The sequence below is a fragment of the Pseudarthrobacter sp. 10T415 genome, from assembly GCF_056394175.1.
Genome location: NZ_JBFTHJ010000043.1, coordinates 1 through 1,848, shown reverse-complemented (window position 1 = coordinate 1,848; position 1,848 = coordinate 1). Strand labels below are relative to the sequence as shown.

The 1,848-nt window shown below is 55.3% G+C and carries 1 rRNA gene; it reads left to right on the top strand.

What is annotated here, in order from left to right:
- Window positions 1-204: 204 nt before the first annotated feature.
- Window positions 205-1,725, top strand: a 16S ribosomal RNA gene (locus tag AC1DBN_RS21335).
- Window positions 1,726-1,848 lie beyond the last annotated feature (123 nt).

The window sequence follows — 1,848 nt, the reverse complement described above, 5'->3', positions numbered from 1 at the left end:
GGTTTGGGTGGTGCCGGGTGTGTCTGTTGTTTGAGAACTCAATAGTGTGCCAAGTTTGTTGATACCAATTTTTTATTGAATTGGTTGATTGTGCTGTGCCGCCACCCCGTGGTGTGCATGGTGTTTTTAGCTGGTTTCAAATTTTGTGCAGCCTGGTTCCGCGTTATTTCCGTGGTGYYTGGTTGTGTCTGTTTTTGTTTTACTTCAACGGAGAGTTTGATCCTGGCTCAGGATGAACGCTGGCGGCGTGCTTAACACATGCAAGTCGAACGATGAACCTCACTTGTGGGGGGATTAGTGGCGAACGGGTGAGTAACACGTGAGTAACCTGCCCTTGACTCTGGGATAAGCCTGGGAAACTGGGTCTAATACCGGATATGACCTTCCATCGCATGGTGGTTGGTGGAAAGCTTTTGCGGTTTTGGATGGACTCGCGGCCTATCAGCTTGTTGGTGGGGTAATGGCCTACCAAGGCGACGACGGGTAGCCGGCCTGAGAGGGTGACCGGCCACACTGGGACTGAGACACGGCCCAGACTCCTACGGGAGGCAGCAGTGGGGAATATTGCACAATGGGCGSAAGCCTGATGCAGCGACGCCGCGTGAGGGATGACGGCCTTCGGGTTGTAAACCTCTTTCAGTAGGGAAGAAGCGTAAGTGACGGTACCTGCAGAAGAAGCGCCGGCTAACTACGTGCCAGCAGCCGCGGTAATACGTAGGGCGCAAGCGTTATCCGGAATTATTGGGCGTAAAGAGCTCGTAGGCGGTTTGTCGCGTCTGCCGTGAAAGTCCGGGGCTCAACTCCGGATCTGCGGTGGGTACGGGCAGACTAGAGTGATGTAGGGGAGACTGGAATTCCTGGTGTAGCGGTGAAATGCGCAGATATCAGGAGGAACACCGATGGCGAAGGCAGGTCTCTGGGCATTAACTGACGCTGAGGAGCGAAAGCATGGGGAGCGAACAGGATTAGATACCCTGGTAGTCCATGCCGTAAACGTTGGGCACTAGGTGTGGGGGACATTCCACGTTTTCCGCGCCGTAGCTAACGCATTAAGTGCCCCGCCTGGGGAGTACGGCCGCAAGGCTAAAACTCAAAGGAATTGACGGGGGCCCGCACAAGCGGCGGAGCATGCGGATTAATTCGATGCAACGCGAAGAACCTTACCAAGGCTTGACATGAACCGGAAACGCCTGGAAACAGGTGCCCCACTTGTGGTCGGTTTACAGGTGGTGCATGGTTGTCGTCAGCTCGTGTCGTGAGATGTTGGGTTAAGTCCCGCAACGAGCGCAACCCTCGTTCTATGTTGCCAGCACGTGATGGTGGGGACTCATAGGAGACTGCCGGGGTCAACTCGGAGGAAGGTGGGGACGACGTCAAATCATCATGCCCCTTATGTCTTGGGCTTCACGCATGCTACAATGGCCGGTACAAAGGGTTGCGATACTGTGAGGTGGAGCTAATCCCAAAAAGCCGGTCTCAGTTCGGATTGGGGTCTGCAACTCGACCCCATGAAGTCGGAGTCGCTAGTAATCGCAGATCAGCAACGCTGCGGTGAATACGTTCCCGGGCCTTGTACACACCGCCCGTCAAGTCACGAAAGTTGGTAACACCCGAAGCCGGTGGCCTAACCCTTTTGGGGGGGAGCCGTCGAAGGTGGGACTGGCGATTGGGACTAAGTCGTAACAAGGTAGCCGTACCGGAAGGTGCGGCTGGATCACCTCCTTTCTAAGGAGCACCTATAACCGCTCATGCCGACGCTTGTTGGTGGTGGGGGTTGTCAGGAGTAATGCCCGTTGCACGGACGAATGTTTCGTGGCGGGTGCTCAAGGGTGGAATATCAACGAATAG